At 61.5% G+C, this 20840-nt stretch carries 21 protein-coding genes and 1 tRNA gene; 12 read left to right on the forward strand and 10 right to left on the reverse strand.

Going from position 1 to position 20840, the window contains the following annotated elements:
- Together ACFCU0_RS12620 and ACFCU0_RS12625 are read right to left on the reverse strand one after the other, a co-directional pair.
- Positions 1–685, reverse strand: a 685-nt coding sequence (locus tag ACFCU0_RS12620) for a sodium:calcium antiporter (RefSeq protein WP_434974036.1), incomplete at its 3' end; no start/stop codon positions are given.
- A gap of 111 nt (positions 686–796) precedes the next feature.
- Positions 797–1624, reverse strand: a complete 828-nt coding sequence (locus tag ACFCU0_RS12625; RefSeq protein ID WP_434974037.1) for a cytidine deaminase — start codon at positions 1622–1624, stop codon at positions 797–799.
- A gap of 369 nt (positions 1625–1993) precedes the next feature.
- Here ACFCU0_RS12625 and ACFCU0_RS12630 point away from each other — a divergent pair.
- The 4 genes from ACFCU0_RS12630 to ACFCU0_RS12645 all read left to right on the forward strand — a co-directional run bounded on the left by ACFCU0_RS12630 (position 1994) and on the right by ACFCU0_RS12645 (position 5570).
- Positions 1994–2079: transfer RNA gene (locus ACFCU0_RS12630), tRNA-Leu, on the forward strand.
- 256 nt (positions 2080–2335) lie between these two features.
- Positions 2336–3598 carry an MFS transporter gene (locus tag ACFCU0_RS12635; protein ID WP_434974038.1) on the forward strand — a complete coding sequence of 421 codons (1263 nt, stop codon included), beginning with the start codon at positions 2336–2338 and terminating at the stop codon, positions 3596–3598.
- 199 nt (positions 3599–3797) lie between these two features.
- Positions 3798–4058 (forward strand): hypothetical protein, encoded by a 261-nt coding sequence (locus tag ACFCU0_RS12640; RefSeq protein ID WP_098073843.1) that lies wholly within the window; start codon positions 3798–3800, stop codon positions 4056–4058.
- Between the two features lie 360 nt (positions 4059–4418).
- Complete coding sequence (locus ACFCU0_RS12645; protein ID WP_434974039.1) at positions 4419–5570, forward strand: lysylphosphatidylglycerol synthase domain-containing protein; 1152 nt, start codon at positions 4419–4421, stop codon at positions 5568–5570.
- Positions 5571–5794: 224 nt separating this feature from the next.
- Here ACFCU0_RS12645 and ACFCU0_RS12650 read toward each other — a convergent pair whose 3' ends face one another.
- Positions 5795–6649, reverse strand: a complete 855-nt coding sequence (locus ACFCU0_RS12650) for a DMT family transporter (RefSeq protein WP_434974040.1) — start codon at positions 6647–6649, stop codon at positions 5795–5797.
- A 58-nt stretch (positions 6650–6707) separates the two neighbouring features.
- Positions 6708–7532 (reverse strand): hypothetical protein, encoded by an 825-nt coding sequence (locus tag ACFCU0_RS12655; RefSeq protein ID WP_434974041.1) that lies wholly within the window; start codon positions 7530–7532, stop codon positions 6708–6710.
- A 641-nt stretch (positions 7533–8173) separates the two neighbouring features.
- Between ACFCU0_RS12655 and ACFCU0_RS12660 the strand changes: the two genes are divergently transcribed.
- Positions 8174–8473, forward strand: a complete 300-nt coding sequence (locus tag ACFCU0_RS12660) for an isoamylase early set domain-containing protein (RefSeq protein ID WP_434974042.1) — start codon at positions 8174–8176, stop codon at positions 8471–8473.
- Positions 8474–8606: 133 nt separating this feature from the next.
- Positions 8607–9959 (forward strand): NTP/NDP exchange transporter, encoded by a 1353-nt coding sequence (locus ACFCU0_RS12665; RefSeq protein WP_434974043.1) that lies wholly within the window; start codon positions 8607–8609, stop codon positions 9957–9959.
- Between the two features lie 138 nt (positions 9960–10097).
- Here ACFCU0_RS12665 and ACFCU0_RS12670 read toward each other — a convergent pair whose 3' ends face one another.
- Positions 10098–10277: a hypothetical protein gene (locus ACFCU0_RS12670; protein WP_434974044.1), complete on the reverse strand. Its 180-nt coding sequence runs from the start codon at positions 10275–10277 to the stop codon at positions 10098–10100.
- Positions 10278–10351: 74 nt separating this feature from the next.
- Positions 10352–10618 carry a hypothetical protein gene (locus ACFCU0_RS12675; RefSeq protein ID WP_434974045.1) on the reverse strand — a complete coding sequence of 89 codons (267 nt, stop codon included), beginning with the start codon at positions 10616–10618 and terminating at the stop codon, positions 10352–10354.
- Between the two features lie 303 nt (positions 10619–10921).
- Here ACFCU0_RS12675 and ACFCU0_RS12680 point away from each other — a divergent pair, with 303 nt between their 5' ends.
- On the forward strand, positions 10922–11134 hold the full coding sequence (locus ACFCU0_RS12680; RefSeq protein WP_434974046.1) for a hypothetical protein: 213 nt from the start codon (positions 10922–10924) through the stop codon (positions 11132–11134).
- A gap of 112 nt (positions 11135–11246) precedes the next feature.
- On the opposite strand, the gene ACFCU0_RS12685 is transcribed toward ACFCU0_RS12680, so the two are convergent.
- Both ACFCU0_RS12685 and ACFCU0_RS12690 read right to left on the reverse strand, forming a co-directional pair.
- Positions 11247–12758, reverse strand: a complete 1512-nt coding sequence (locus ACFCU0_RS12685; protein ID WP_434974047.1) for a Do family serine endopeptidase — start codon at positions 12756–12758, stop codon at positions 11247–11249.
- A gap of 298 nt (positions 12759–13056) precedes the next feature.
- Positions 13057–14460 (reverse strand): class II fumarate hydratase, encoded by a 1404-nt coding sequence (locus tag ACFCU0_RS12690; protein ID WP_434974048.1) that lies wholly within the window; start codon positions 14458–14460, stop codon positions 13057–13059.
- 502 nt (positions 14461–14962) lie between these two features.
- Between ACFCU0_RS12690 and ACFCU0_RS12695 the strand changes: the two genes are divergently transcribed.
- From ACFCU0_RS12695 to panD, 5 genes are all read left to right on the forward strand, one after another.
- On the forward strand, positions 14963–15520 hold the full coding sequence (locus ACFCU0_RS12695) for a DUF2179 domain-containing protein (protein WP_434974049.1): 558 nt from the start codon (positions 14963–14965) through the stop codon (positions 15518–15520).
- A 747-nt stretch (positions 15521–16267) separates the two neighbouring features.
- Entirely contained in the window at positions 16268–16420 is a 153-nt protein-coding gene (locus ACFCU0_RS12700) for a hypothetical protein (protein ID WP_434974050.1), read from the forward strand.
- 107 nt (positions 16421–16527) lie between these two features.
- Complete coding sequence (locus ACFCU0_RS12705) at positions 16528–16686, forward strand: hypothetical protein (RefSeq protein ID WP_434974051.1); 159 nt, start codon at positions 16528–16530, stop codon at positions 16684–16686.
- A 179-nt stretch (positions 16687–16865) separates the two neighbouring features.
- The gene (gene panC, locus ACFCU0_RS12710; protein WP_434974052.1) at positions 16866–17801 is read left to right on the forward strand and encodes a pantoate--beta-alanine ligase; all 936 of its coding nucleotides are present in this window, start codon (positions 16866–16868) and stop codon (positions 17799–17801) included.
- Positions 17802–17850: 49 nt separating this feature from the next.
- Positions 17851–18273: an aspartate 1-decarboxylase gene (panD, locus tag ACFCU0_RS12715; RefSeq protein ID WP_434974053.1), complete on the forward strand. Its 423-nt coding sequence runs from the start codon at positions 17851–17853 to the stop codon at positions 18271–18273.
- A gap of 143 nt (positions 18274–18416) precedes the next feature.
- Here the strand turns inward: panD and ACFCU0_RS12720 are convergent, their stop codons facing one another.
- Both ACFCU0_RS12720 and ACFCU0_RS12725 read right to left on the reverse strand, forming a co-directional pair.
- On the reverse strand, positions 18417–19505 hold the full coding sequence (locus tag ACFCU0_RS12720) for a succinylglutamate desuccinylase/aspartoacylase family protein (RefSeq protein ID WP_434974054.1): 1089 nt from the start codon (positions 19503–19505) through the stop codon (positions 18417–18419).
- Positions 19506–19562: 57 nt separating this feature from the next.
- Entirely contained in the window at positions 19563–20801 is a 1239-nt protein-coding gene (locus ACFCU0_RS12725) for a RimK family alpha-L-glutamate ligase (RefSeq protein WP_434974055.1), read from the reverse strand.
- Positions 20802–20840: the final 39 nt, after the last annotated feature.

A 20840-nucleotide genomic window follows, 5' to 3' on the forward strand; every position in this document is an offset into this window, starting at 1 on the left:
CGGGAAGACTGGTCCCGATCGCTACGATCGTCAGGCCAATGACGATCTGGCTGATGCCGAGGCTGCGGGCGATGTCTACGGCGCTGTCGACCATGAAGTGCGCACCCAGGGCGAGGCCGACCGTGCCGCCGACCAGGAACGCGGTCTTCATCAGCGTTGTGTCGGTCGGGGACGACGGGTCGATGTCGTCGTCATCGTCCACATCCATCTCGTCGATCATGCTCTGCGCCGTCGCGTTGTTCTGCGCGTCGTAAAGCAGGTATCCGATGAAACCGGCGAGGCAGGAAACGAGGAAGATGCCGTCCGTGCGACTGATCGTCCCGTCGAGGGAGATCACGTAGAAAACAACCATCGCACCGAGCATCATCGGATACTCTTTCCGAAGAATTTGGGGCGCGACGGCGACGGGGAGGACGATGGCGCTTGCCCCGAGAATCAGCGCAATGTTGGAAATATTCGACCCGATGATGTTACCGAGCGCGAGGTGGTGTTCGCCCCCCAGCGCTGCGATAAAGTTGACCAGGAATTCGGGCATCGACGTGCCGAGGGCGACGATCGTAAGGCCGACGACGACCGGCCGAATTCCGTACTCGAGGGCGATCCCGGACGCCCCGCGGATGAGCCACTCGGCACCGTAGTAGAGGATGAGCAGGCCGAGGAGAAAGAGGAGAACGTCGAAGATCATGAAGCGGGGACGCAGCGATCGCCAGGCAAGGGGGGAGCGCGGAGCCAAGAGGGACTCGCTCGCGCGCAGGCGGGCTTACGGAAGGCAAGACCTTCCTGTAGGGGGAGGGCGTCAGGAACCGTCTTTTACCGGTGTGGACACGACGCCGTCCCGGAGGAGTTGCGTTCCCTCGAAAAAACCGGGTAACAATTGATTCGGTGCCGATTTCTCCGGGGGGGTTGAATGCCGATCCATCCAAAGCGCCGCATCTGGAGCGAGTTCCGCCAAGACCTGGCGACAGGCACCGCACGGCGTTCCGCCGGCATCGTCGAGGCACGTCAGAAAGATTCGTCGGGCGGACGGCTCCCCGTAGGTCCGCGCAGTTCCTGCGGCGTTTCGTTCTGCGCAGAGGATACGCGCCCAGTCCGGGTGTTCGACGTTCGCGCCGGGGAAAAAGCTGCCGTTCTCCGTCTCGATCACGGCACCGACATGGAAGTCAGACGACGGCACATAGGCAGCTTGAGCTGCGTTCCGAGCGGCGAGAATCCCGTCTTCCGGAGATACATCTGTTGAAGCCTTAAACGGGAGACGGGGATCCAGGACGCCAACCGGCTCGGGGAGGGGGACGCTACTCAGCCACACGTCGTTAGCGGAAGGGTCGATGGAGAGGTCCGCTAGAGACGAGAGGTAGTGGGCATCTCGGTCCTCTATCGGCCGGCTGAGCGCAGCGCCGGCCAACTTCGTCCGATAGCCGGCAGAGACGGCCGTCGTATATGCGTTCAGTAGCGCCGGCAGAGAAAGGGAAAATGACGCACTTTCGACGCGTACTCCTGGAATCATCGTACCGTCGGTGCAGAGAAAGACAGCCGCTACCGGAGTTTTCGAGAACGGAGCATAGGCATGCCGGGCGAAGGCTCGGGCCTGTTCACGAAGGACTTCGGTGACGGCAGCGGGGCTCACGATAGGCGTCCGGTCGGGGACAGATATTTCGGATCGTCGTCAATCGGTCGTGCAGGTCGAGGTTCCTGCGAACGGATGGACCTGGGATGCATTCTGTGCCGTTGACCTGGCGTCGATCGTTGGGATAGACATGAACGTAAGGGTCGATTCCACTGTCTTTGACACAAGATTACTGGACTGCGCGTTGACGCTCATCCGGCGGACACTGATACTATCGTCGGCCCGAAACGTGTCCAACGTGTTCAAGGCGTGTGCCGCTTTGATGTTGCTGCGTGCGTCCTGTAAGGTGGGCGAGGGTCTCCGAACCGATGGCGGGGCGCGAAAAGAGGTACTGTGTCCGGCGCAAGGCATTGCGTTCCTCCTGGATTTGGCCCGGTGGCGGAATTGGCAGACGCAGCGGACTTAAAATCCGCTGGCACTCACGTGCCGTGCGGGTTCGAGCCCCGCCCGGGCCACACCGTAAACGCCCCTTGCCCGCTCCTCATGGCGGGGAGGGGGCGTCGCGTATGCTGCCATTTGTGATCGGCGCTGACGTTCTCCCGTCCGTGGAGGGGGCACAGACCCCGCGACATCTGTGTGTAGCATGCGCGAATTTCCGGTCTTTCGCGTTCTCCGGCGCGCAAATCGGGACAATCCTGCAACCGGGCGGCACAGCGCGCGGCGTTCCCCGTTTCGGCACGCGTTCTTTGTCCCAGAGCACCATCCCCGCGCATGTCCGCCCTTACGACTTTCTTCGACACCGATCGACGGGTGCTCGCCCTCGCGATCGCACGGATGGCGGATGCGCTGGGCAACTCGTTTCTCGTCATCGTGCTTCCGCTTTACGTCGCGAGCGGCATCGTCAGCGGGGACGCTTTCGGTCTGTCCGAGCCGATGATTGCGGGACTGGTGCTGGCCGTGTTCGGCATCGCGAGTTCGATCGCACAGCCGTTCGCCGGGCGATTGTCCGACCTCGCCGGCAAGCGGCGCGTGTTCGTCGTGGGCGGGCTGCTCGTTTTCATGGCGTCGAATCTCGGGTTTATCTGGGCGGAGAATTACACGCTGCTGTTCGCCCTGCGAATCATTCAGGGGACAGCGGCGGCGTTCACCATCACGGCGAGCATTGCGCTTGTGAACGAGGTCAGTCGAATGGACAGCCGGGGTGGCAATATGGGCGTGTACAATTCGTTTCGCCTGGTCGGGTTTGGCGCTGGCCCCCTGCTGGCCAGTCTTATTATTGAGGGCGGCCCCTACACCGTGCCGGGCACGGAGGGGAGTGTGACGGGGTTTGAGGTCACCTTCTTCATCGCCGCCCTTGCCGCATTCGTCAGCATCGTGCTCGTCCTGTCGATCGTGGAGGATCCGAAGAACCCGGAAACGGCTGACCGGCGGTTTAATCTGGCCATCCTCGACCGTTCCGGGCGCAATACGCTGGATCCCATTTTCGCTCTGGGGGTCTCCACGATGGTGATGGCGGCATGCGTTGCTATGCTATCGACCCTCGAGCCGCAGGTCAACGATCGGCTCGACCAGTCGCCCATCCTGTTCGCGATCGAGTTTGTGGCCCTCATCCTGACACTCGCTCTCGTGCAGCCGTTCGTCGGGCGGCTAACCGACCGCTACGGCCGCAAAGCGTTCGTCGTCTACGGCCTCATCGCGCTTGTACCGACCACGCTGGTACAGGGCTTCGTCGTAACGCCCGGTCAGATGATTGTCGCCCGCGCGCTCCAGGGGCTTGCGGGGGCCTGTGTGTTTGCCCCTGCGCTTGCGCTCGGGGGGGACCTGGCCGACAGCGGGGCCTCCGGCACTCAACTCTCCGTACTGACCGTTTCGTTCGGGCTGGGTATAGCAGCCGGGCAAATACTCGCGGGGTCGGTGGTCGAGTACGGTTTCTTTGTGCCCTTCCTTGTTGGGGCGCTTCTGGCCTTGGTCGGAGCCACCATCGTGCACTCGGAAGTCGTCGAACAACGTCGCCCGATGACCGCTCCCACGTGATTCTGAGTTCATTTGGGCAGTGCCTCCCCTTGTGAGAAGGACGTGAGTCCTGCCATACGAGGTGCTATGAGGGAAACCCTGAGCATCGCGCGCGTTGACATTGTCGAGTAGGTGACCGAGTCGGGCAGCGAGATAGCCGCATAGCGCCGCCGACTGGCCGGCTCAGATCGAACCAAATTATCGCAACGACCGCTACGACATGCGAGGAGTCAGTTTTAAGCCGCAGGATGCCGACGATTTTTCCACGGGAGAGATTAAATCGTACGGTGGGATTTACGCCGCGACAGCGGAAGACTTTGCCGGTGCTCTGAAGGTGGAGCCGGAAGAACTCATTGAAACGGTGAAGTCGTCCGACATCGAGCCGCTGACGGCCGTGGGCGATGAAGACGACCCCGGCAAGTACAGCCTTTCGTTCGAACGGGACGAGTTCGAACGTCTTCGCGACCTCCTCGTCGAGTAGGTCATGCTGTACCGCGTGCCGTGACGCCCAAGGCGCGCAGCGCTCTTTTCCGTTGATCTCCTACGCCTGTCTCGCCTTTCGGGACAGGCGTTCGAGCGTTTGTAGCTTATCGGGCGCGGCGGAAGCCCGTCGTACAGGACAACGGGCATGGAATCGCTTGCGAATACGGGCCTCAACATCGACGTTGACGAGACCCCGTCTTCTTTTCTCGTGTACGCGTACGAAAGAAGATATGCATTCAGGAGTGTGGCGCACCGTTTGTTCGGATGGCCCGTGTAACAGCCTCGAAACGGGATGTGCTGCATGTAATGGCCTGCGGCGTCTTGAGAATCGATAACCTGCGGATCATAACGTTCGGCGATGACCGACCCGCTTGAGAGCGGACCACACGACTCCACTGCCGACGCTGCCCAGGCGAATGGCTCTTCGACCGAGACCGAACCGGGTGAATCGGCCTCGAACCGATCGAGCGTCCCGGTCGAACAGCGCGGCGTTTCTCCGTCCAGGCCCTCGGCGTCGCAACGGACGCTGCGATCGAGGCCGTGGTCGTGGGTGCGACTGATCCGGCGGAAGCTGCCCATCAAAAATTTCGCTCCGGTCGTCGGCTTCCTGATATTTGTTGTCGTCGCCTGGGTGATGGTGCATGAGCTGCGCGACCTTCCGCTGCGTGAGGTCGGCGCGTATCTCGCGGATCTCCCGCTGTCCTACATCAGTCTCGCGTTTGGCCTGACAGCGCTCAACTTTATCGTCTTATCCGGCTACGACTGGCTGTCGATGCAGTACGTCGGCGTCGATCTCCCCTACCGTCGCGTTGCGTTTTCTGCGTTTATCGGATACGCGTTCAGTCAGGCGATCGGCAATCCGTTGATTACGGGCGGTGGCGTGCGCTACCGGCTGTATTCGTCGTGGGGGCTCAGCGGACGCGAGATTGCCAAAACGGTTCTCTTCGCAGGCATCTCATTCTGGCTTGGCTGTTTCGCACTCGGCGCGTTTCTTTTTCTGGGCCAGCCCGTGTCGCTGCAGGCGCTTGAGCTTCCTGTGCAACCGGCACTGATCGGACTTGCGTGTTTGCTGCCGACCGCCGGGTATGTAGGACTCACGAGCCTGCGCGAACGGCCGCTCGTCGTTCGTGGATGGTCGCTTGACATGCCGGCGCAATGGATGGTTCCGGTGCAGGTCGGGCTGGCCGTGTGCGACCTCTTCGTCGCAGCGAGTGTGCTCTACGTTCTCTTGCCGTCGGGTGCAGATGTGTCTTACCTCTATCTCCTGGGTGTTTTTCAGATTGCACTGATTGCTGGGGTCCTGAGTCATGTACCGGGCGGTTTGGGCGTCTTCGACGGGATTCTGATCATGATGCTGGATCCGTTTCTGAGCACGTCGGTCGTTGTCGGCGCGATCCTCGCCTTCCGGGTTATCTTTCACATCCTACCGCTCACGCTGGCGTCGCTCTCGTATCTCGCATTCGAGACGCTTCAGGTTCAGGAGAGCCTGAGCGAGCGGCCGACGGCGTGAAGACTGCCAGCGTTTCAATCTAAATATATCCGTTATTGCAAATAAAGAAACGGACTGAGGGGAGGGATAGCCTGAGAAGGGGGGCGTTGCGACGAATCTTTCTTCCCTGTGCTAGGGCGCGCGCCCGCGGGAGAACATACCATTTCGTCCGGTCTGGCGAACGTCTCGTCTCCCGATCGGACGATGGAGACGGTGCTATCGGTGTTCGAGGAGTGCCGGCAGGGTCAGGATTGCCTCGATATCCAGTAGGTTGCGCCCAGGATGAAACAGCCGCCGGTGATCGTCCAGGCGTCCAGGACGTCGTGCAGAATCACGACGCCCAGGATGGCGCCAACGACGGGTTCGATGTTCAGAAACACGCCGGAGCGTGCCACGCCAACATGGCGAAGGCCCCAGTTCCAAAGGGCATACGTGAGCGCTGTACAGCCGGCGCCGAGCACGATCAGCGAGATCCATGTGATAGTGTTCAGGTCTAGTGCCGGAACACCGGGCCATAGCAGTCCGACAGGGAGCATGAAGACCGTACCGATGGCCATACACGTCGCCGTCGTGAAGAGCGGGGGATATCGGTCCATCAAGTCTTTGGTCACGATGGACCAGGCGGTCAGCGTCAGGATGGAGGCGAGGACCATCACGTCGCCGAGTGTGTCACCGGGCGCCTCTGGTCGACCGACCATGACGAGGACGCCGAGCACGGATGCTCCCACCGCCAGCCATTCGGATCTCGAAAGCCGATCCGTGCCGACGACCACGGAAGCCACAGCCATAATTGGAGGGGCGGCACCGATGATGAGCGACGCCCGTGCCGCCGTGGTTCGGTCCAGCCCCTCGAACTGAAGAAGGAAGCTAATCGGGACCATCAGCAGGCCGGCGAGCACGAAACGTCGCCGATCCTGGTGTGCGATCTGCACGGAGGGAAACCAGTAGCGCGAGAGGGGGAGCAGGATGATCGTCCCGATGAGGAAGCGTGCCAGGACCACGTGGGTTGCAGGCAATGCGCGGAGGGCGATTTTCCCGAAAAGGAAGGACATTCCCCAGAGTGCGGCAGCAGCCGCCAGCGCCATTACGGCGCGTGACATGGTTCGGTCCTTGGTTGCAGTCGTCATTCAGTGGTGGATGTGCAGGAAGAATACGTGGTCAGTATACCCAGCGACCGAGCGGCTTGATGGGCTCCCAGGTGCCTCCGACCCGCCGGTAGGCAACCCATACGCCCCCGCTGATCCCCCAGCCGAAGGCTGTGATGGCGCGGTCACGGGATTCATTCATGAGGACGGAGAGGTGGGGAGGAGAATGCATTCGGCGAGACGTCCGTACCCAGTCGGTTAATCCGAGAAACGGCTGTAGGCACCGAATTCGGCGTTGCAGTTCGGCGTTCGTGATGGCCGCGCCACCGGGGAGGAAGAAGTCGATCACCTCCGAGCGAAACGGCTCTCCGGCATACAGCAGAAAGCGTGGATCGGTGCCGTTCTGTCGGGGTCCGAGTGCGCGGGGGCGGAAGGGTGCGATCGTATCGGCGCGGATGAGCGGCGGCCGGTCCCAGTTGAGCTCCAGCGCGTAATCCTCTCGCTCCCATCGCTCAAACGTCGAGTCCGGTGCAACGTCGACAACGAGGCGCGGCTGGATGACGGCGTATGGCTTCCTGCCCGTCCACGTCGACGTCTGGTGCGGGTCTCGGTACGGCTCAAAGACGTTCTCGACGAGACGATAAGCGGTGCGGTGAAGCGGCGGCAGGGCGACGCGTTCGATCGGCTGGAGTGGCCGGAGCTCCGTCTGCCACTGGATGAGATAGTATTCGACGGCCTCCGTGCCGGCAGTGCACGCGTCGTCAAGAGACAAACGCGTCTCTCCAGGCGACACCTTCTGTGCCGTTGCAGGCGTAAGGCTGAACACCACGCAGAGAACCAGGGCCACCAGGCGAACCGGTCGGCAAAGATACGTATGACGAGGTAAGGCCTCAGGCACGGCGAAGGAGGGTGGATTGCGCAGGTACCGTCACTACGTACTGACGGGGCCGGCGGATGGGTTTCGTGGCCGGACGAGAGGCGACGACTTCTCGCAGTATCGTGACGGACTTCGTGACGTGAACCTGCGACGACGGAGAGGAGTCGGCCTCTGTTCGACCGGCCGGTACGCATCCACGTGGCGAGTAGACCCGGGAGCAATTCCGTCACGACGGAGGTGTGAGCAAGCGAGTTGCTGCTTCTGTAGTTGCTGCTTCTGTAGGGAGCGCCGAAAGCGTCGCGGGAAGGTGCGAGGCTCCCCCAAGCGTCGCACTTGCACGAGCGAGCGTTCCACGTTCAGGATGTAGCGTTGCCCGTTCCCGTTTGAGCGTTGCGGTCCGTGGCCGTAGCGTTCCATTCCCGGGCCGTAGCGTTGCGTTATGCGTCGGGAGCGTTTCCTTTTCGGGTCGGAGCGATGGACTTTTCCACGCGGAGTGGCGAAAAACTATCGAAGGAAGCGCTTTCCAAGTTCACCTCCCGTCTGACTCTTTTGTAGGTTTGGAATGCGATTCAAATTCAACGAAACGGCTCGACCGGGCGGTGCGAGCGCATTCACCTGGATCGTACACCTTCACGCGACGGAGAACCAGTCTACGAGTTGCCATGATCAAAAAGGTCAACAAACGCGGCAGCGACGATGTCAAGGTCACGTTCGTTTTACCGGAAGACCATCCGCATGCGGAAGATATGTGCGTGGTTGGGGACTTCAACGATTGGACGGAAGGAGAGAATCGCTTCGTCCGGCGGAGCAACCACACGTACAGCACGAATGTGATGCTGAAGGAGGGAGGACGCTACGCGTTCCGCTACTACAGCCCATCGCACGGATGGGAGAATGAGGCGGAAGCGGACGCGTATGAGCGAAACGAGCACGGGAGCGATAACTGCATCCTCGAGACCTGACGCCGAAGCACACTCGGGCCGCCGTAACATTGCCAGGGGATTGCGGTACGAAGCACTCCTGGATGCTGCATGTCCGGATGACCCCACCGGGTATCCATTCATGCCCGAACGATCTGGCCGACGCGGACCCCACATGCTTTCTACTCTCCGAAAGGAGTTATTCGATATACGACCGAGTGAGCTCCCGAAGGCGTTCGGTCTGTCGGCCTATTTTTTTCTCGTCATCGCGATCTTCTGGGTGCTCAAGCCGATGAAGCGCGGCTTGATCATCGGGTACTTCGGCAATGACCCGATTCGCATCCTCGGGTATGCGTTCGACGGCGCCCAGGCGGAACAGCTGGGTAAGGTGTTGAACATGATCGTGGCGTTCGCCGTCGTGGTCGCGTTCACCTGGCTGGTCCGCCGAATCCCACGGCACCGGCTGATCGTGGCCTTTTGCCTTGTCTTTGGCGGGCTGTTCGCCTTCTTCGGGCTCTACGTGGACAACATCGAGGTTTTGGGCGGACCTGGCGTGTGGTCGTTCTATGTCCTTGGCGACATCTGGACGACCGTCATGGTCGCGACCTTCTGGGCGTTCGCAAACGACCTCAACACGGGCGAGGAGGCGGAGCGCCTGTACGGTGTGATCGGGCTCGGAGGCGTGCTTGGCGGGTTCGTCGGAGCGTCCATCGTGAGCGGATACGTCCGCGAGATTGGCCGCGAGCCGCTTCTGTGGGGGCTTCTCCTGCCGCTTACTGCCATTGCCGGGCTGGTGTGGTACATCCATTACCTGGAAGTGCAGCAGTCCGGACGAGAAGCGTGCTGCCCGGAGTCCGCCACCGATGATGATGCGACGCCCAACGCGGCGATCGAGGGCGCTAAGCTTGTGCTCAACTCGAGGTACCTGCTGGGTATCGCGGCCCTGCTGGGCGTGTACGAAATCGTGTCCAACGTCATCGACTTCCAGCTCGGAGTCTACGTCGAGGATACAATCGATAGCGACCTCGCGCGGGACCAGTTCTTCGGCTTCGTGGGACAACTAACCAGCGCGGTGTCCATCGGCGTGCAGCTACTCCTCACGTCGTTCGTTATGAAACGCATGGGCCTTCGAATCGCCCTGCTGTTTCTCCCGGTCGCCCTCTTTGCCGGGTCTTTCGGGTTTCTGCTCGCGCCGTCCCTGCTTCTCGTGGGCTTTCTTTCGGCAAGTGACAACGGGCTCAACTACTCGATCAACCAGTCGGCGCGAGAGGCACTCTATACGCCGACGAGCCAGGACGTCAAGTACAAGGCGAAGGCGTTCATCGACATGTTTCTCCAGCGGGCGGCGAAGGTGGTTGCCGTCGCGCTGAATCTGGGTCTCGATATTCTGACCGCCGGCGGAATTCGCTGGCTATCGATACCGGTCCTCCTGCTCATCGCGGGCTGGAGTTACGTCGTTCGTTTCCTCGGCCGCGAGTTTGAAGACAGAAAAAGTGAAGCCGACTCGGCGGCTCCGATTGAAGCCTGACCGGTCGGCCGGGTTGATAGGTACGAATGGCGTGGCAGGGAAAAAGGGGCTCCATACTGTTGCAGGGGTGCGACGCCGTTGCGTCTCACGTTGAGCCCGTCTGAGACACGACTCGGCATCTAGCCATGAATGTGGCATTCAATTCGCAGTCGTTTTTCGCCCGTACGTCATCCATACCTCCAGCGCGCGCGACGTGGACCCGAACGGTTCACCGGCCTTGCGATATTCGGCCTGCGCCTCTTTCCAGACGGCGAGCATCTTTTCGCGGAGCGCATCCGCGTTGGGAGCCTGAGGTCGATGGGCGGAAAAGCGGGGCATGGTCGGAAGAGGTTCGTTCGATGCGTAGCAGAACGATATGCAAGGACCGAACCACGTCGACTCCCGGACGGAGATCACACCGTCTGCAAGTCGTCTGCGACAGTCTCAGGACTGTGCTGCGGCGCCCACGATGCAGATTTCAGAAAATTGTCGAGCAGGACGCAGGTCCCGCGGGGCGAGACGACGAGGTATGTGTCTGAGGGCCCCGGCAGGCTTGCTGCCACGGCTTTCGCGTTTTCGTTCGCCCGCGAGCGAAGGCGACCGATTGCTTTCGGCGACGGGAGCGATTCGAGGTGCTCGACGTTGCGATCGGGCGACTGAAGCGGGGCGTTTGCGCTCATGGTCGTATACGTGGTTCGGGCAAAGAAGGCGACAAGGCGTCGCGTCATTGCCGTGCACCTGTGTCAGCCGCATGTGGTCCGACGAAAGTAACGGACCGGTACCGATCGACTTCCTTTTCTCGTGATTGACAGGCATGTTACTGTAGCTTCAGGAGCTGCCGTTGCCTCTTCCGGCACCTCGGTATGCCTGCACCACTTTTTCGCTTCGCACCCTCGTATTCCCTTTGCCTCTTTCTTCCGGTCCTCATGGCCTCTTCCGGTGAGCCAACGCGCGAAATGTTGAGCACTATCGCCGCCCAGTTAATGATTTTGTACGATGAGGCGATGAAGGAACAGCGTCCCGATGTGGCGGAGGCGTACGCGCGAGCGCTCAACGTCGTGCGGAACGAGACGCCAGGAGTTCGCATCACGTTCGACGGGCCTCCGCCGACGCTCCGGCAGATTCCACGGGTGGGTTTTCCCGACGAGCTGGTGTCGCGTCTGGCTCCGCCCCATCGCCCGAAATCGTGTTCGTAAAGGTCGGGAGCCGAGCATGCTGCTTCAGTAAAAAGCGCCTCCCCGCAACGTGCGGAGAGGCGCTCTGGTATGCAGCCGCTGTTTGTCGAATCCGGTGAACGGGTCGGAGGCGTTACTCCGCCGGCTTGCGCAGGCTCGTGACGAACGCCATGCCTTCCGGTGTCCGAGCGACAACGCGGAAGGGAGATCCCGCCTCAATGTCGGAATAAACGGACTGGAAGGTGTTCACGTCCGGTGTTGGCTGGCCGTTTACGCGAACGATGATGTGTCGTGCGCGAAGACCGGACTCGCGGATCATCCGGTTGCGGCGATCGACCTCGGTGATGATGATTCCGTCCGTATCCTCGAGACCGAGTTGCTCGGCGATCTCCGGGGTGATGTTGCGCACGGAGAGCCCCAGTTGCTCCATCATGGATTCGCTGGAGGGGGTCTCCTCGGATTCGGAGGACTCGTTCTCTCCGGCGTCGTCGTTGAGTGTGCCGAGCCGAACCGACAGCTCACGGCGCTCGCCGTTTCTGTCTACCGTCACGGTAATTTCGTCGCCAGGGGTACGCTGTGCGACGGCGTTGCCAAGCTGGAGGAATTCCTGCAGGTCTTCACCGGCAATAGCCACAACGATATCGCCTTCCTGCAATCCAGCATCATCCGCGGGCGAGCCGGACTCCACGGACGCGATGATGGCAGCGCCGCGAGGAAGACCCTCATTCTCGATCAGCGTCTCCGGGGCGGGGCGGTAGCGAACGCCGAGGTAGGCACGTTCGACCGCTCCGTCCTCGATCAGTTGCCGCGTGACGCGCTGAACCGTGTTGGCGGGAATTGCGAAGCCGATGCCCTGGTATCCACCCGAACGGCTCACGATGGCCGTATTGATGCCGACGAGCCGGCCCTGGATGTCAACGAGCGGGCCGCCGGAGTTACCCGGGTTGATGGCCGCGTCCGTCTGAATGAAGTTTGTGACGCCCATCTGACCCATGGACCGCAGGCGTCCGGTCGCGCTCACGATTCCTGCGGTCACCGAGTTGGAAAGCTGGTCCGACAAGGGGGAACCGAAAGCGAGGACCCATTGCCCGGCCTTTACCTCATCGGAGTTGCCGAAGCTGATCGACGGGAGGTCGTCGCCGTCCACCTTGATTACGGCCAGGTCGCTGCGTGCATCCGTTCCGACGATCTCGGCCTCCATCATTTCCCCGTCAAACATCTTGACGGACAACTCGGTGGCATCTTCGACGACGTGGTTGTTGGTGATGATGTAACCGTTCGAGCGGGCGATGACGCCGGATCCAAGTGCCTGCGACTCAAACTGTCGCGGGCCCGGCTGTTGGAAGAAGTCCTCGAAGGGGGTGCCTTCAAACGGAGACCGCATCTGGCGCTCCTGCGTGCGCCGAGCCTGGATCTGGACGACAGCCGGATTCACCGACTCGGAGACCTTTGTAAACGTCTCCTGGAAGGCCATCGCCTGTGTGTTAACGTCCGAGTCGTCGATTGCCGTCGACCCGTCCGCCCACGAGGCCGGCAACACTGCACGCTCGGATCCGAAAATATTGGCGCCGGCCGAGACGAAGAGTACGCCGGCCACGAATGCCGCGACGATGGCGGCAGCCGTTATGATCTTTTTAGCATCCATTGAATGGAACGGTCGTCATTTGAAAAAAAGACACGTACGTCGAGCCGGGTGGGAGAGAGATGTCGCTGGCACTGGTTTGCAACGGCAACACCGATCCCGAGCGCACAACGGGCGTGTAGCGACTGCGTCTCGGCTCGATCGTTTGTATAACGCACCGGGACCGGCGTTTCGCATACCCGCCGCCACCGGTCGGGCCGTGCAACATGGTCGCGTTCGTAATGATCATGTGAGGTGCGATACCGTACGCCGGCAGCGGGGGGCATACACCGAGCCCACTCGGCGCGTCCCCGGTTCGGGGTCACTCGCCGGGGATGCCCGGCTCCGTCATGTCGCGGACGTTAAGGTACTCGTCCAGTTCGTCTTCGGTCAGCAGTCCCATCTCCAGAACGACTGATCGAACGCTTTTGCGTTCCTTGGCCGCCTTCTTCGCCACCTCGCTCGCCTTGTCGTACCCGATGGCGGTATTCAGGGCGGTCGCGATGGACGGGTTCAGCTCCAGTAGCTCTCTACACCGGTCCCGGTTCGCTTCGATGCCCTCGACGCATTTCGTGCGGAAGGCGTTTACGCTGCCGGCAAGGATCGAAATGCTCTCCAGCATCGCGTGGGCCATGACCGGCATCATGACGTTGAGTTCGAAATTACCGTGTGTGTTGGACACGGTGATCGTCGTGTGATTGCCCATCACGCGCGCAGCCACCATCATGACCTGTTCGCTCTGCACCGGATTGACCTTCCCGGGCATGATCGAGGATCCGGGTTGGATCGTCGGAAGTGTGATTTCAGAGAGCCCGCTCGTCGGACCGGAGCTCAGATGACGCAGGTCGTTCGCGATTTTGAGCAGAGCCGTCGCCAGCGTATTGAGGCTGGCATGGGCGCTGACGTAGGCATCCTTGGCGGCCTGAGCGGCGAAGTGATTCGGTGCCTCGTGAAAGTCAAGGCCCGTCCCCTCGGAGATCGCCTCGATGGCTGTTGCCGGAAAGTTCGGTGGACAGTTGAGACCCGTCCCTGTGGCGGTCCCGCCGAGGGCAACCTCGGCAAGCTCGTCGGATGCCCGTTCGATCCGTTCGATTGCCTGTTCGATCTGCGCCGCGTATCCGGAAAATTCCTGCCCGAGGCGCACCGGCGTCGCATCCATCAAGTGCGTCCGTCCGCTCTTCAGTACGTCGTCGAAGGCCTGGGCCTTCTCGCGAAGCCCGTCGAGCAATTCGTTCAGCGCCGGAAGCAACTCCTCCTCGATGCTGACCCGGGCGGCGACGTGCATGGCCGTCGGGATCGTGTCGTTGGATGACTGCGACATGTTGACGTGGTCGTTCGGGTGGACGGCTTTGCTGCCGCGCTCGGCACCCAGTAGCTCCGAGGCCCGGTTCCCGATCACTTCATTCGCGTTCATGTTCGTCGACGTCCCGCTGCCCGTCTGGAAGATGTCAAGCACGAACTGGTCGTCGTGCCGTCCGTCGATCACTTCCTGCGCGGCTTCGACGATGACCTTGGCTTTTTCGGGTTCAAGCCCTCCGATCGCAGCGTTCGCCTTCGCCGCCGCCTGCTTGACGCGTCCGATCGCCTTGATAAACGAGCGAGAGAAGCGCAAGTCGCTCACCGGGAAGTTCTCCTTCGCGCGCTGGGTCTGCGCGCCGTACAGGGCATCGGCGGGGACGCGGACTTCGCCGAGGGAGTCGTTTTCAATTCGAAAATCTTCAGCCATGAGTAGATACGGTCCTCGTGATTGGTCGAGAGCAGCGTGTACCGTCACTTGACGAACGGGTGCCGATCCGCTGAGGCACGACGATCGACACGCGTAACCTCGACATCCGGCTATGCAAGGTCAACGCAGAGAGGACGGCTCAGTACGTCCGAAGTCAGAATCGGCTGCTTTTTCAGATTCAGGTCGGTCGCACTCCGGTTCGTTGTGGTACCCCGGTTCGTTGCCGACCCGGTGGCACGTCGGCAATTCGATGTCACGGCCGCCGTCGCTGGGCTTTTCCCCCACTCGCCGGGTTGAATAATCAGCAACGCCCATACTGGCGGCCGTCGGTATGTTTTCGCACAACACATGCGCCTGTGCTATAGCAGGATGAACGTCAAGGCCCTCCGATAGGGCAAACGAAAGGATCGCGTCTGGGGGGGTAATCGATCGGTCCATTTCGTGTGTTAACCCCGCGGCTCGACGCGCTCGTTTCCTTCATCGAAATCCATCTGTACAACCTATGGACGCCTGGTTCGCTCTACCGTACGGTCCGTTCCTCATTTTCGCCATGCGGATCATTGATGTGTCGATCGGGACCCTGCGTTTCATGTTTATGGTTCGTGGACGCCGACTCATCGCGTCCGGGATGGGGTTTGTCGAGGTGCTCGTGTGGGTAATTGCCGTTGCAGGCGCGATGGAACATCTGACGTCTCCGTACCACCTTGCGGGCTATGCCGGCGGCTTTGCTATAGGCACATTCGTCGGCGTGTCGATCGAGCGCACCCTCGCGTTGGGACAGGTGGTACTCCGCGTGATCCTTCCGGATGGTGATGGTGCGGGTGTAGCTACTACGCTTCGCGAGGCCGGATATGCTGTGACCGAGGTCGACGGACGAGGGCGGGATGGACCGGTCGACATTGCGAATGTCGTTGTCGGCCGGCGTTACGCACGGCGGGTCGCTGAGATGGTGGAAGAGAGGGCACCGCGCTCGTTCATCACGATCGAGGAGATCCGAAGTACCCGCCGCGGATGGGTCGATCCCGTCGTCGGTGACGGACGTACCCACGTTCGCAAATAAGATCATGCGGACGCACGCCAATAGTCGCAGGAGGCAGATCGCGTCGTTTCCGGGTAGACACAAGCAGCGGCCTCCGATTGACGGCAGAGACGACATCAGTAGATACCATACAGCGCTACGCCGATTCACAACGCCGGCATTGCGCGCACCGGCGTCGTGCGCATGTTCGAAGAGGTGACGGGTCTGATCGATTTGAAGGGGGAGAACGGCTTTCGAATACGGGCCGACCGGAATGCGGCGCGGAGATGCGGTGGCTTCGGTCGGGGCTCCAGGTTGATCTGCGCGTGGTTCCGTGCGAGAGATACGGCGCTGTGCTCGTCTACTATCCCGGCTCGACGTCCCACAAGGTGGCGCTCCGGACGCGGGCGGTCGGGCGGGCGTAGAAGGTGAACATATACGACAACGTCCACACGAACCACGAGCAGAAGCGGACCGCCGGGAAACCGAGGAATCGGTTTATTCGGTGCTGGATCTACCGTATATCGTGCTCGAACGTCGCGGGGACCGGGGCAAGATGCACGCGGCCGAGAAGGGGCACGCTGCCGGTGGGGAAGCTCGCGCGCAATGTGCGCGATAACGTCACGTCGCATACAACCGTACGCATATAACGAATAGCGACGGCCGGCACTCACTCCGTGAAACGGCACGCGTCGCACAGGAGCGAGGGATGGAGTATCTCGCTATCACCGACCACTCACCAACCGTCGCGGTGGCCCGGGGACGCAGCGAGGACGACCTGCGCTCCACGTGGATGCCATCGACAATCTAAACGAGGGACTGGACGATCTGCGCCTTCTCAAGAGCATCGAGGTCCATATTCTGAGGGACGGCACGCTTGATCTGCCTGATGATGTCCTGGACGATCTCGAGTTTGCTTGTGCGCTGTCCACCTGCGTCTGAATCTGAGCGAGAAGAAGCAGACGGAACGTATCCTACGGGCGATAGACAACCCGAACTTCACGATTCTTGCGCATCCGACGGGGCGCTGCATCAACGAGCGAGGACCGATGGCCCTCCATCTCCGTCGAATCATGGAGTCGGCGGTCGAACGCAGGTGCTACATGGAGGTGAACGCCGAACCGGAGCGCCCCGATCTCGACGATGTGCAGTGCCGGCGTGCAAGGGACATCGGTCTCACGGTCGCAATCAGCGCCGACGCGCATTAGCAGGATGCTTTCGACCTGCTGCCGCACGGCGTCGACCAGGTCCGTCGCGGCTGGTTGTAGCCGGGTAAGGCATCCCTACCCGGCGAATCATGTGCCTGCCTCCGGTGTACGTCCAAGCCGACCGGGAGGTCATTCGCACCGGCATTCTGTTCATCTGATTGGCACGTGTACTCCTGTTTATGGACATTCTCCGTACGGTCTCAGAGATGCAGTCCTATGCCGATGCCGTACATGCCACTGGCAAGACCGTTGGACTCGTTCCGACGATGGGTGCGCTCCACGGCGGGCACCTCTCACTCATGGATCTTGCACTGAACCATGCAGACCGCGTCGTCGCCTCCATCTTCGTCAACCCCACGCAGTTCGGGCCCGGAGAGGACTTTGAAGAGTATCCCCGGGATCTCGAGGGCGACGCCGACAAGCTTCGTGAACGCGGCGTTGACGTGGTTTTTGCCCCGGCGGCCGACGAGATGTATCCGCACAACGATCACCCGACGCGTCCGGCTCCGCTGGCGTGGGTGGAAGTCGAGGAGTTCGACAACGTTCTCTGCGGCAAGTACCGGGAGGGGCATTTCCGTGGGGTAACCACCGTCGTTACGAAGCTCTTTAACGCCTGTAAGCCGGATGTCGCCGTCTTCGGGCAAAAGGATGCGCAGCAGTTGGCGATTCTGAAGCGTATGGTAGACGAGCTCCTCTTTGATGTCGAGATTGTGTCCGCCCCGATCATTCGCGAGCCCGACGGCCTGGCGATGAGCTCCCGAAATGCGTATCTGAATGAGCGCCACCGGGAGCAGGCAACAGTGCTTTACGATGCGATTCAGGAGGCAGAATCGGCCATTCGCGGCGGGGAACAGGATGCTAACCGTGTTGTTCGAGCGATGCGCGACGCACTAGACAACGCGCCGGACGCACGCGTCCAGTACGCAGATGTCGTGAACGCCGGCACGCTGACCTCCGTCGAGACGCTTGACCGAGGCGAGGACGTACTGGCGGCCGTCGCTGTGTACTTCGGCGATACGCGTCTGATCGACAACGTTCACGTTCGCGTGCCAGCCGTGTCTTCGACTGATGCGGTATCTGCCGACTCGGAGCGGGCCGGATCTGCCGGCGCCTAAACGGGACGGTTCCCTGCACTCCCAATCGAATCGACACTCGCCGTCCTCCATGACGATCACCATGTTCAAGGCGAAGCTCCATCGGCTTCGCGTGACCGAAGCAGATCTGTACTACGAAGGCTCCATCACCATCGACGAGGAGCTTCTCGAAGAGGCAGGCATCCTGCCGTACGAGAAAGTGCAGGTCGTGAACGTCAACAATGGGGCGCGTCTGGAAACATACACCATCCCCGGAGAACCCGGCGAGCGAACGGTCTGCCTGAACGGGCCCGCCGCCCGGTTGGCGGCCAAGGGTGATCAGGTCATCGTCATTTCCTACGCTGAAATGACACCCGACGAAGCAGAATCGTTCGAGCCGCGGGTCTGCCTGGTCGACGACAACAACGACGTGAAGGAATCGATGACGCTCGACCCGAAGCGCAAAAGCCCGGATTTGCCGGAGGATGTGTCCGAAGACGTCCTGATCGCCTGAGCTCTGCCTCCTCGTACGGTTTGCACCGCCTCATCGACCCCGGTCGGTGAGGCGTTTTTATACGACGTGGCGGTTTGCGTTCCGGGAGGATGGTTGATCCCATCGCTGACCCCGTCTAGCGAGTCGGACGCGAACGCGTCTCCCTACTCCTCGACGTGCACGTTGGCGGCGAGCTCCGTCCGGACGCGCTGCTGCAGCTGCCCCTGACCGGCCCGTCGTCGTTCGACGGTGTCCACCGACAGACCCTCTGGTAGGCACGCGATATGACAGATGGGTGTGCCCGGGTGTGCAGCCGGGAGCGTCGTCATCCCGATCACCACGCCGTCCGTCGGTGCGTAAATTTCTCCGTCCTCGTCTACGTCGTCACCGAGCAGGGTCGTCGATCGGGCGAGAAGATCGCCGCTGCGGACGATGTCGCCCGGCCGAATGTAAAACGACAGGTAGCCGCCGGCGTCCGCGCGCACCCACGTCGTCTCGTCGGTAATGATCGAAGCGGAGGATTCGTTTGCTGACGATGCATCGTCCGGAGAAGGAGGCTCCAATGGCAGCATCTCGAAGTGCGTCAGGACGCGACGTACGCCGCGGGCAGCAAGTGCCGTCACGGCCGGCTCCACCTTCCAGACCTCGCCCGCTTCGAACGATATCGTTGGGCACCCCGCTCGGCAGGCCTCTCGGCGAAACGAGCCCTCCGGTCCGTCCTTGTCGAGGACGATCTCCGTGCCGAAGGCGGTGGCGATGTCTTTAACGCCGGGGCGAGAACGGTCGCCGCGTACGGTCGGGTAGTTCGTCCGTCGCACAGCCGCGGTGTGAAGGTCAATGCCGGCGTCACTGCGGTGCACGATCTCGCTGAAGACGGTGTGTGCGAGACGGCTGGCCAGGCTTCCGGAGGGGCGCCCGGGAAAGCACCGGTTCAGATCTCGGCGGTCCGGCATGTACCGCGAGTGTCGATCAAAGGCAATCGGGTTTACCACCGGTACAAAAATCACGGCTCCCCGTGTCAAGACAAGGTCCGGGTCGCGGATGAGCCGGCGGATGGCCCCGGTGCCATTGACCTCATCACCGTGTACCGCCGCCGTCACGAAGACGACCGGTCCATCCTCCGGGCCCCGGCGCACGTGGACGGGGATACGGACGGTGATGCCGCTGTACGTTTCACCGACGTCGAGATGGACATGCCGATCGGTCCCCGGCGGTACGCGGATGTCCCCCCATTGGTCGATGCTCTTGCTCACGGTCGTGTTGGCGGTAAGTGCAGATATCTAACGGAGCGAGACCGCACGTACAGTACGCTATTCTTCCTCTTTGGGACGCCACCGAGCCTCCGGATCCATCTCCTGCGCCACGTCTGAGTCGCTACCCAGGTGCGTCACGTCCGGAATGCGCCCACGGCGCGCTTTCGGTGGCACGACGGTACGAATGGATTCCATTTTTCCGTAACACAAGAGCCGGTCGTGCGGCTGCAGGACGCGGCTTGCCCGGGGGTTCGGGATGCCGCGGGGGCCGCGGTAGAGCATGAGAACGTTTATGTCCCGCTCGCGAAGTCCCGAATTGGCAATCGTTCGCCCGACGAAGTCCGATCCCGGTGGCACGTGGATCTCTGTGACGCCATATCCGGTGCTGACCGTGAGGCGTTGTCGCAGGTCAACCTCCGGGAAGTCCACCTGCGTGCGCATATAGTCGATGACGGCGCCGGCCACGTCGAGGTTAGTGCAGGTCTCGATGCCCTCTAGGCCGGGAGACGAGTTCACTTCCATGATCTGCGGGCCGTCGTTGGATTCGAGCATATCCACGCCGGCAACGCGAAGCCCCATAATTTGCGCTGCCCGGACGGCGGTTTCCCGATAGTGATCGTCGAGTTCGACCGCTTCGGTGCGGCCGCCGCGATGGACATTGCTCCGATACTCTTCGCCCTGCGCGATGCGACGCATCGAGGCGACCACCGTGTCGCCGACCACCAGCGCCCGGATATCGCGTCCCTTGCTTTCTGACACGAATTTCTGGACCAGCACGTTCTGGCGCGCACTCTGGAGCGTCTCGATGATCGCCTGAGCGACCTTTACCGAGTCTGCCAGGATCACGCCGATGCCCTGCGTGCCCTCGATCAGCTTGATGATGACCGGTGCGCCGCCGACCCGCTCGATGGCCGGAATCACGTCGTTGCGGTCGCGAACGAACGCGGTTTCCGGCATCCCGATATGATGTCGACTCAGAATCTGAAGCGATCGAAGCTTGTCGCGCGAGTTGGACAGCCCGGCCGCCGTATTGGCGCAGTACACGCCCATCTGTTCAAATTGCCGGACGACGGCCGTGCCGAAGTAGGAGATAGAGGCACCGATCCGCGGGAGGACGGCATCGTACTCACTCAACTTTTTCGATCGGAAGAACAGTTCCGGGGTGCCCTTTTCCAGATCGATGGAGAACTTCAGGGTATCCAGGACCTTGACGCTACAACCACGTTGCTCCGCGGCTTCACGTAAACGGCGCGTGCTATAACACTTCGGGCTGCGCGATAGGATCGCAAGCTTCATTCAGACGTGCGGATTACAGAGGACAGATTGCGGGTTGTG

The organism is Longibacter sp. (assembly GCF_051155795.1).
Classification (GTDB): Bacteria; Bacteroidota; Rhodothermia; order Rhodothermales; family Salinibacteraceae; genus Longibacter.

What these genes read in the sequence shown, in the direction of transcription:
- ACFCU0_RS12675 (WP_434974045.1), bottom strand. Translation starts at nt 10,618, where the DNA reads ATGAGCGCAAACGCCCCGCTTCAGTCGCCCGATCGCAACGTCGAGCAC.
- ACFCU0_RS12665 (WP_434974043.1), top strand. Translation starts at nt 8,607, where the DNA reads ATGCTTTCTACTCTCCGAAAGGAGTTATTCGATATACGACCGAGTGAG.
- ACFCU0_RS12685 (WP_434974047.1), bottom strand. Translation starts at nt 12,758, where the DNA reads ATGGATGCTAAAAAGATCATAACGGCTGCCGCCATCGTCGCGGCATTC.
- panC (WP_434974052.1), top strand. Translation starts at nt 16,866, where the DNA reads ATGGACATTCTCCGTACGGTCTCAGAGATGCAGTCCTATGCCGATGCC.
- ACFCU0_RS12670 (WP_434974044.1), bottom strand. Translation starts at nt 10,277, where the DNA reads ATGCCCCGCTTTTCCGCCCATCGACCTCAGGCTCCCAACGCGGATGCG.
- ACFCU0_RS12640 (WP_098073843.1), top strand. Translation starts at nt 3,798, where the DNA reads ATGCGAGGAGTCAGTTTTAAGCCGCAGGATGCCGACGATTTTTCCACG.
- ACFCU0_RS12650 (WP_434974040.1), bottom strand. Translation starts at nt 6,649, where the DNA reads ATGTCACGCGCCGTAATGGCGCTGGCGGCTGCTGCCGCACTCTGGGGA.
- ACFCU0_RS12680 (WP_434974046.1), top strand. Translation starts at nt 10,922, where the DNA reads ATGATTTTGTACGATGAGGCGATGAAGGAACAGCGTCCCGATGTGGCG.
- ACFCU0_RS12660 (WP_434974042.1), top strand. Translation starts at nt 8,174, where the DNA reads ATGATCAAAAAGGTCAACAAACGCGGCAGCGACGATGTCAAGGTCACG.
- ACFCU0_RS12690 (WP_434974048.1), bottom strand. Translation starts at nt 14,460, where the DNA reads ATGGCTGAAGATTTTCGAATTGAAAACGACTCCCTCGGCGAAGTCCGC.
- ACFCU0_RS12695 (WP_434974049.1), top strand. Translation starts at nt 14,963, where the DNA reads ATGGACGCCTGGTTCGCTCTACCGTACGGTCCGTTCCTCATTTTCGCC.
- ACFCU0_RS12725 (WP_434974055.1), bottom strand. Translation starts at nt 20,801, where the DNA reads ATGAAGCTTGCGATCCTATCGCGCAGCCCGAAGTGTTATAGCACGCGC.
- ACFCU0_RS12705 (WP_434974051.1), top strand. Translation starts at nt 16,528, where the DNA reads ATGGCCCTCCATCTCCGTCGAATCATGGAGTCGGCGGTCGAACGCAGG.
- ACFCU0_RS12645 (WP_434974039.1), top strand. Translation starts at nt 4,419, where the DNA reads ATGACCGACCCGCTTGAGAGCGGACCACACGACTCCACTGCCGACGCT.
- panD (WP_434974053.1), top strand. Translation starts at nt 17,851, where the DNA reads ATGACGATCACCATGTTCAAGGCGAAGCTCCATCGGCTTCGCGTGACC.
- ACFCU0_RS12635 (WP_434974038.1), top strand. Translation starts at nt 2,336, where the DNA reads ATGTCCGCCCTTACGACTTTCTTCGACACCGATCGACGGGTGCTCGCC.